At 65.4% G+C, this 7,713-nt stretch carries 7 protein-coding genes; 1 reads left to right on the plus strand and 6 read right to left on the minus strand.

All coding sequences use genetic code 11. From position 1 onward, the window contains the following. Positions 1 to 32: 32 nt before the first annotated feature. The 6 genes from ACE3TQ_RS20305 to ACE3TQ_RS20330 all read right to left on the minus strand — a co-directional run bounded on the left by ACE3TQ_RS20305 (position 33) and on the right by ACE3TQ_RS20330 (position 6,826). Positions 33 to 1,316, minus strand: coding sequence for a DUF3472 domain-containing protein (locus ACE3TQ_RS20305; protein ID WP_374584374.1), 1,284 nt, complete (start codon positions 1,314 to 1,316; stop codon positions 33 to 35). A gap of 54 nt (positions 1,317 to 1,370) precedes the next feature. Beyond that, positions 1,371 to 2,123 carry a hypothetical protein gene (locus ACE3TQ_RS20310; protein ID WP_374584376.1) on the minus strand — a complete coding sequence of 251 codons (753 nt, stop codon included), beginning with the start codon at positions 2,121 to 2,123 and terminating at the stop codon, positions 1,371 to 1,373. 69 nt (positions 2,124 to 2,192) lie between these two features. Then, positions 2,193 to 3,260, minus strand: a complete 1,068-nt coding sequence (locus tag ACE3TQ_RS20315; protein WP_374584378.1) for an Rpn family recombination-promoting nuclease/putative transposase — start codon at positions 3,258 to 3,260, stop codon at positions 2,193 to 2,195. Next, a complete protein-coding gene (locus ACE3TQ_RS20320) occupies positions 3,261 to 4,949 on the minus strand; it encodes a long-chain-fatty-acid--CoA ligase (protein WP_374584380.1) in 1,689 nt (562 codons plus the stop codon). Continuing rightward, positions 4,946 to 5,440 carry a winged helix-turn-helix transcriptional regulator gene (locus tag ACE3TQ_RS20325; protein WP_374584383.1) on the minus strand — a complete coding sequence of 165 codons (495 nt, stop codon included), beginning with the start codon at positions 5,438 to 5,440 and terminating at the stop codon, positions 4,946 to 4,948. The genes ACE3TQ_RS20320 and ACE3TQ_RS20325 overlap by 4 nt, the downstream gene beginning before the upstream one ends. A gap of 78 nt (positions 5,441 to 5,518) precedes the next feature. Further along, positions 5,519 to 6,826 carry an amidohydrolase family protein gene (locus ACE3TQ_RS20330; protein ID WP_374584385.1) on the minus strand — a complete coding sequence of 436 codons (1,308 nt, stop codon included), beginning with the start codon at positions 6,824 to 6,826 and terminating at the stop codon, positions 5,519 to 5,521. A gap of 145 nt (positions 6,827 to 6,971) precedes the next feature. Here ACE3TQ_RS20330 and aqpZ point away from each other — a divergent pair, with 145 nt between their 5' ends. After that, positions 6,972 to 7,661 (plus strand): aquaporin Z, encoded by a 690-nt coding sequence (aqpZ, locus tag ACE3TQ_RS20335; protein WP_374584387.1) that lies wholly within the window; start codon positions 6,972 to 6,974, stop codon positions 7,659 to 7,661. The last annotated feature ends 52 nt before the right edge of the window (positions 7,662 to 7,713 follow it).

The following is a 7,713-nucleotide window of genomic DNA, read 5'->3' on the forward strand; positions in this document are numbered from 1 at the left end:
CACGGCCAGATACATTGGCATACAAAAAAGTCTTACGGCAGGGTGCCGACGTCGACGGCCGGGGCCTGGCCCGTGGCCGGGCGGGTGAAGTACTGGTTGGTCGTGACGTTGGGGCTGAAGAAGCCGCCATTACGCAGGTAGAACTGGCCGTCCAGCAGGCCGCCGGCATAGTCCAGGCGCTGGGCGTTGTTGGCGGTGGCGTCGCCGGTGAAGCGCGCTGTCACCAGCTCGGTCCAGGCGCCGCTGGTGCTGCGCGCCCATTGGTTGTTGAGCAGGACGCGCCGCTCCAGGTAGCCTTTGGTGTCGAGGAAGTTTTCGAGGAAGGAGTAGACGCCGGCGTGGTAGGTGGTGGTGGCGGGGCGCTTCCATGTAGCGATGAAGCGCCAGGCGTTGGTTTCCGGCGCGAAGAACCAGGCCGAGAAGTCGGTGGCGCCGGCGCCGTCCGGTGCCGCGCGCGTGATGAAGCGGTAGGTGTTGCCGGCGACCCAGTTGTACAGCAGGTAGGACTGGCCGCCCGTGCCCTCGCCGCCGAAGCCGTTGTCGACCACGTTCGGGCCCTTGCGCACCAAAGTGGTCTTGGCGCCGTTGTCCGCGTCCCAGACCGAGAACAGCACGCGGCGCTCGGTCGGCGAGTTGACCTGGATGCCGAAGTAGCCGCCGTTGAAGCCGTTCGACATGAAGTAGGAGCCGATCTTGTCCTCGCCCACCGGCACCGTCATCTCGTTGTAGAAGTATTCGGTATTGGCCGGCACTGCATAGCCCATGTGGACCGAAGGGCCGCGGCGCGACCAGTAGTAGTTGGCGGCGTCGTCGGCATAGTTCAGGCTTGCCGCGCTGCTGACGCGCAGCGCCGAGACGTCGCCGAAGTAGCTGCCGGCTTTGCTGATGCCTTGCAGGTCCACGCGCACATAACCGGCGGCCGGTACGTTGATGGTGCCGATGGCGTAAGTTCTGGTGGGGCCCTTGCTGAGATCCAGCACGAAGGGCGTGCCGTTGGCGGTCACGCGGATCTTGCTGCTGTTGCCGCCGGCCAGGCGCGCGTCGAGCGCCAGCGTGGCGCTGCCCGGCGCGGCCATGCGGAACCAGATGCTGGTGACGGTGCTGGCGCTGGTCCAGTTGGCCAGGCCATTGCTGTTGATGTTTTCTGTGGCGCCGGGGCCGGCGCTGGTGACAAAGGCGTTGCCGGCCAGGGCCACGACAGCGCCGCCCGCAGCCGGTGCTGCCTTTTTCAGCAGGGTGTTGAAGTTGGCGGGCTGGCCGGCGGCGGCGGCGGCCGAAAGCGCAAGAATAGCTAAGATAATCCTTCGTTTCATCATGGTCTCCTTTCAAATTTTAAATAAATCGAAAGGTAAACTACGATGATTCGAAAGTTAACGCAAGGCCTGCAGGATGCGTGCGCTGTCGATACGTTGCGCCAGCTTGCGGCCCTGGGCGCGCAGGCGGTCCAGGGCTTCGTCGATCTCCGCTGGACGCGGCTGCAGCGGCCCGAGGGCGCGGGCCAGCTTGGGCAGCAGCTCGCGTTGCAGGTAGCGCTCGCCCATCTGGCTCAATTGCCAGGCCACGCCGCCCAGGCTGAGGAAAAAGGCGATGATGAAGCCGGTGTCCATGTTTTCGGGCGCCTGCTGGCGCAGCGCCATCAGCACCACCACGCAAAAGGCGAACGCCCCGCCGATGGCCCACCACACTTCGCGGTCGAGCCGGGTGGCTGACTCGTACTGGTCCAGCGCGTCGGCTTGCAGGCGCAGCGCAGCGTCGAGCTGGCGCCGGCGCTCGGACTCGTCCAGCAGCAAGGGCGCCTCGCGCAGGCGTGCCGCCGCAGCCAGCGCATCGGCATGGCGGATCGACAGGTGCGGATTGGTGGTTTGTTCCAGTTGTACCAGCGGCAGCTGTTCGGCGCTGAGCTGCTTGTAATGGCCCACTTCCACTGGCAGCACCGTGCCGCAATCGCAGCAGCTACGCTGGTAGCCGGCCAGCTCGCCTTTGCTGACGGTGATGTAGTACAGGTGCCAGGCCATGCCGATGCGCTGCACGGCGAAGGCGCGCGTGGCGTGGCATACAGGGCAGAAGTCGGCCACATAGCCGGCGTGGGTGTAGACCGGCTTCTTGCCCCAAACGAATATCATGCAGTTCCTCCTGTGTCGGTTCGCCAGGCCATTATAGGCGGGCGGCGGCGAGCGCGGCCAGGAGAGCCGCTAGTGCCCCTTGAGCTCGGGCGGCAGTTCGCCTGCAATCATGCGCTCGATCCACAGCGCCAATTGATCCGACGAGGCTTGGTGAATGACATCGGTGAACTGGCCGGAAGCTGGTCCGCCATTGTGCGCGACCAGGAGCTGCAAGATGCGGCGCCTTTCAGCAAGCTCCGCTTCGGCCCTGCCCTGGGCTATGCCTTGATCGCGGCCTTGCTCAAGACCTTGCTCAAGACCTTGCTTGAGCCCCTTCTGCAGGCCTCTCTCAGTTGCCTGGAATTCGAGCAAGTGTTCAAAATCTCTGAACTTGTGTTCGAACATCATATAAATTTCCTCCAAACTGCATTCTGGTGGAAGTTTTTGCATATCAAATGTGACGCCCAACTGGCGCCTGATCCAATCCGCGATTGTCCGCGACAGATCAGGGTTGTGTTGGCGGCGCGCCCAGACAGCAATTGTTGCAAGCTCGGGTACGAGCTGGAACTGCCGCTCATCGGCCTGTTCAATTTCCAGCAGGGCACGAATCAGCGGCGACGCATTGTGTCGATCCACCAGGTGGTATTTTAGCCCCGGTTGAAGCGCGTCCAAGTACGGATCGACCTGTGGACGAAGCTGCACAAGCGAAGTTGCGGCAGTCCATGGCGCACGGCCGCAGTACAGCACCAACGGCAGCACAACGGGTAGATGGCCGTGTGTGGCGCGGTGCTGGTGAACGAGGTCTTCGCACAGCAGGCCGCTGTAGGAAAGCATGCGCAGCGCCATGAACTGTTCGGGCCGGGCCTGGAACTCCACCAGCATGTAAATATTCGGCCGCGCGCCGCGATGGATGCACCAGACGATATCGTCATGCCGCTGCTGGCCGCTGCGGTTGATGTAGCTGGAGTTGACGCGCTCGAGGTCGCCGGGCCGGATGCGGCGCGCCCAAGGGAGGGGCAAGGCGCAGCGCAGCAGTTCGCAGGCCAGCTCGGGGAAGGCGAACAGTTGCTTGAAGTCGATATCGCTGCCGGCGGCCATGCCCCAGTCTAAGCCGGGGCATGGCGCCAGTTTTTGGCGCCGCGCAAAGGCGGCGCACATTCAGGCGGCGGCTTTTTCCTCGCGCAATTCGCGGCGCAGGATCTTGCCGACGTTTGACTTGGGCAGGGTGTCGCGGAACTCGATGTGCTTGGGCTTCTTGTAGGCCGTGAGCTGCTGCCTGCAGTAGTCCATCAGCAGCTCGCTGGTGAGCGCCGGGTCCTTGCGCACAACGTACAGCTTGACCGCTTCGCCGGACCCGGCATCGGGCACGCCGACGCAGGCGCATTCCAGCACCATCGGGTGCGCGGCCACCACGCATTCCACTTCGGTCGGGTAGACGTTGAAGCCGGACACCAGGATCATGTCCTTCTTGCGGTCGACAATGCGCACATAGCCGCGTTCGTCCATGATGCCGATATCGCCCGACTTGAAGTAGCCGTCGGCGGTCATCACGGCGGCGGTCTCGCTCGGACGGCGCCAGTAGCCGGCCATCACCTGCGGGCCGCGGATGGCGATTTCGCCGGGCTGGCCGAAGGGCAGGGGCGCGCCCGCATCGTCGAGGATGGCCACTTCGGTGGACGGCACGGGCAAGCCGATCGTGCCGCTGAAGCCCTGCTGGTCGGTGCGGCACAGGGTGGCGGTGGGCGACGTCTCCGACAGGCCGTAGCCTTCCAGGATCGGGCTGCCGGTCGCCTGCAACCAGCGATCACTGACCACCTGCTGCACCGCCATGCCGCCGCCGAGCGTGATGCGCAGGCCGGAGAAGTCGACCTGCTCCAGGCCCGGCTGGTTCAGCAGCGCATTGAACAGCGTGTTCACACCGGGGAAGAAGTTGACGCGGTAGCGCGCCAGTTCCTTGACGAAGCCCGCCATGTCGCGCGGGTTGGGCACCAGCAGGTTCATGGCGCCCCAGCGCGCGCCCATCAGCATGCAGGCGTTTAGCGCCAGGATGTGGTACAGCGGCAGCGCGCACACCGTCACCACCTGCCCGCGCGCGCGGATATCGGCCAGCGCCGGCGCGGCCCAGGCATCGTTCTGCAGCATATTGGCGATCACGTTGCGGTGGGTCAGCGTGGCGCCTTTCGAGAGGCCGGTGGTGCCGCCGGTGTACTGCAGGAAGGCGACATCGTCGTGGCCCAGCGCCACCTCGCGCAGCGCGTGGCCGCGCCCGGCGCGCAGGGCGGTGCGGAACGGCACGGCGCCCGGCAGGCTGAAGTCCGGCACCAGCTTCTTCACCTTGCGCACCACGAAGTTGACCAGCGCGCCTTTGCCCATGCCCAGCAGGTCGCCCATGCTGGCCAGCACAATGTGCCTGATGCGCGTGCGCGGCAGGACCTTCTCCAGCGTGGTGGCGAAATTCTCCAGGATGAAGATAGCCTCGGCGCCGGAGTCGGCCAGCTGGTGTTCCAGCTCGCGCGCCGTGTAGAGCGGATTGACGTTGACCACCGTGTAGCCGGCGCGCAGCACGGCCGCCACCGCGACCGGGTATTGCAGCACGTTCGGCATCATCACCGCCACGCGCGCCCCCTTGGCCAGGCCGCATTGCTGCAGCCAGGCGGCCAGGTGGCGCGAGTGCTGCTCCCACTCGCGGTAGCGCATGGTGCTGCCCATGCAGGCGTAGGCATTTTGCCCGGCGTAGCGGGTGAACGACTCCTCCAGCAGCTTGGGCAGCGAAGCATACAGGCCGGGATCAATGGTGGCGGGGACGCCATCGGGGTAGGAATGCAGCCAGACTTTTTCTGCGGTCATGCGGTCTCCTCTCTTATGCGTATCAATGCGTGCGTCTTGTCATCGGCGCCGGGGCCGGCCACCGTCTCGATCTGTTCCGGCTGCAACTTGCGCCCGTCGGCCGCCAGGATGCCGACCCCGGCCACCGGCAGGCCGGTCGCTTTTTCCACCAGCGCCAGGCGCGCGCCCTGCGGGTTGGGCGCCCATTGCTCGCCCCACAGCGTCATCGCCGCCAGGACGGGGTAGAGCGCGCGGCCCTTCTCGGTCAGCCGGTAATGCACGATGCGCGCATCAGTGGCCGACGCCTGGCGCAGCAGGATGCCGTGCTCCACCAGCTTGCCCAGGCGCTGCGCCAGGATGCTGGTGCTGATGCCCAGGTGCTGCTGGAAGTCCTGGAAGCGGCTCATGCCGCAGAAGGCGTTGCGCAGGATGACCAGGCTCCACCACTCGCCCACCTGTTCCAGGGTCTGGGCGATGGGGCAGTTCATGCCGGCGAAGGAATTTTTGCTCATGCATTAACTGTATGGCAATTTACTTCGGTAACGCAAGCGATTTTTGCGCGGCATGGCGCCCGCCGGCGCCATGGATGCTTACTGTTTGAAGACCTTGCCCGCTGCCATCACGAACGGCACCTGCTTCAGGACTTTCACATCCTTCAGCGGGTCGCCATTGACGGCGATGATGTCGGCGGCCTTGCCCGCCTCCAGCGTGCCAGCCACGGCGGATACGCCCAGCAGGTCGGCCGCATTCACGGTGGCGGCCTTGATGGCTTCCGCCGGGGTCATGCCGAATTCCACCATGTATTCGAATTCATCGGCGTTGCGGCCATGCTTGGACACGCCGGCATCGGTGCCGAAGGCGATCTTCACGCCGCTCTTGTGTGCCAGCTTGAACGACTTGCCGGTGATGCCGATGCGCCATTTGATCTTCTCCAGCACGCTCGGCTCGTAGGCGTTCGGGTTGGCCGCCAGGCGCTCCTTGTAGCCGTTCACGGTGGACATGGTGGACACGTAGTAGGCGCCCGATTTCAGGAACAGCTTCACGCTCTGCTCGTCGAGCAGGGTGCCGTGTTCGATCGAGTCGGCGCCCATGGCCAGCGCCAGGTCGACGCCATCCTTGCCATGCGCATGCACCGCCACCTTCTTGCCATACAGGTGGGCGGTTTCGATCAGGGCCTTGGCCTCGTCATCGAACATCTGTTTGCCGACGCCGGCGCCGATCTTGCTGTTCACGCCGCCTGTGGTAGCGATCTTGATCACGTCCACGCCGCGCCCGACCTGCAGGCGCACCGCCTTGCGGCACTCCTCCGGACCGTCGCATACATTGTCGGTGTGGATGCCTTCCTGCACCCAGTCGGCGTAGCCGAGGCGGCCGTCCATATGGCCCGAGGTGGCGGAAATCGAGGTGCCTGCATCGATGATGCGCGGACCCTTGACCCAGCCCTTGTTGATGGCGTCGCGCAGCGCCAGAGTAATGCCGTCGCGGCTGTCGCCCAGGTTGCGCACGGTGGTGAAGCCGGCATTCAGTGTCTTGTGCGCATTCTGCTCCGCCTCATAGGCCCAGGCGGCGGCGCTGGTGGTGACGTTGGCCAGCGCGCCTTCGGTGCCGGCGCGGTCGGAGACCAGGTGCACATGGCTGTCGATCAGGCCCGGCAGCACGAACTGCTGGCGCAGGTTGATCACGGTGGCGCCCGGGTAGCGCTCGGCGCCGACAAAGCCGTCCAGCACGGCCTGGATCTTGCCGTCTTCCACCACCAGGGTGGAATTGCCGCGCGGCGCCTGGCCCGGCTTATCCAGCAAGGTGCCGGCCTGGATCAGGGTCGGCGCGGCAGCGGCAGCGCCGCAGGCGAGGGAGAAGGCCGCAGCAATAGCAGCGCGCAGGGCAAGCGAAGTCGGCATAGCATTCCTATCGAGGTGAAAGTTCATGAATGTAGCACGCCGCCCGCAGCATGTGTTCCGCAGTGCAACACAGCACGATGTTGTCAATTCCGCCATTTATCGCTAGTCTGTTTGCACAATAACCAACTGTCCATGGAGGCAAACGATGCAGAAACTGGGTGCGGAATTCTTCGGTACGTTCTGGCTGGTGCTGGGCGGATGCGGCAGCGCGGTGCTGGCGGCAGCCTTCCCCGCCGTCGGGATCGGCCTGCACGGGGTGTCGCTGGCCTTCGGCCTGACCGTGCTGACCATGGCCTACGCCATCGGCCACATCTCCGGCTGCCACCTGAATCCCGCCGTGTCGGTCGGGCTGTGGCTGGGCGGACGCTTCCCCGCGCGGGAGCTGCCGGGCTATATCGTGGCGCAGGTGCTGGGCGCCATCGCCGCCGGCGGCGTGCTGTACCTGATCGCCAGTGGCAAGGCCGGCTTTGACGTGGCCGGCGGCTTCGCCTCCAACGGCTACGCCGAGCACTCGCCCGGCGGCTACAGCCTGCTGGCCGCGCTGGTGACGGAAGTGGTGCTGACCGCCATGTTCCTGCTCGTAATCCTGGGCGCCACCGACGCGCGCGCGCCGGCCGGGCTGGCGCCGATTGCCATCGGCCTGTGCCTGACCCTGATCCACCTGATTTCCATCCCCGTCACCAACACCTCGGTCAACCCGGCGCGCAGCACCGGCGTCGCCCTGTACGTCGGCGGCTGGGCAGTCGCGCAACTGTGGCTGTTCTGGATCGCACCGCTGGTGGGCGCCGCCCTCGGCGCCGCCATCTACCGCTTCCTCGGCGCCCCGCAGCGCTGAAAATTCGGGGTCAGGTCTGACAATCGGACAAAACTTGCGCGTAGCGCAAGTT

It is taken from the genome of Pseudoduganella sp. (assembly GCF_041914865.1).
Lineage (GTDB): Bacteria > Pseudomonadota > Gammaproteobacteria > Burkholderiales > Burkholderiaceae_D > Rugamonas.

Coding starts and splice junctions, on each gene's coding strand:
- ACE3TQ_RS20305 (WP_374584374.1), bottom strand. CDS start 1,316: ATGATGAAACGAAGGATTATCTTAGCTATTCTTGCGCTTTCGGCCGCC.
- ACE3TQ_RS20310 (WP_374584376.1), bottom strand. CDS start 2,123: ATGATATTCGTTTGGGGCAAGAAGCCGGTCTACACCCACGCCGGCTAT.
- ACE3TQ_RS20315 (WP_374584378.1), bottom strand. CDS start 3,260: ATGTGCGCCGCCTTTGCGCGGCGCCAAAAACTGGCGCCATGCCCCGGC.
- ACE3TQ_RS20320 (WP_374584380.1), bottom strand. CDS start 4,949: ATGACCGCAGAAAAAGTCTGGCTGCATTCCTACCCCGATGGCGTCCCC.
- ACE3TQ_RS20325 (WP_374584383.1), bottom strand. CDS start 5,440: ATGAGCAAAAATTCCTTCGCCGGCATGAACTGCCCCATCGCCCAGACC.
- ACE3TQ_RS20330 (WP_374584385.1), bottom strand. CDS start 6,826: ATGCCGACTTCGCTTGCCCTGCGCGCTGCTATTGCTGCGGCCTTCTCC.
- aqpZ (WP_374584387.1), top strand. CDS start 6,972: ATGCAGAAACTGGGTGCGGAATTCTTCGGTACGTTCTGGCTGGTGCTG.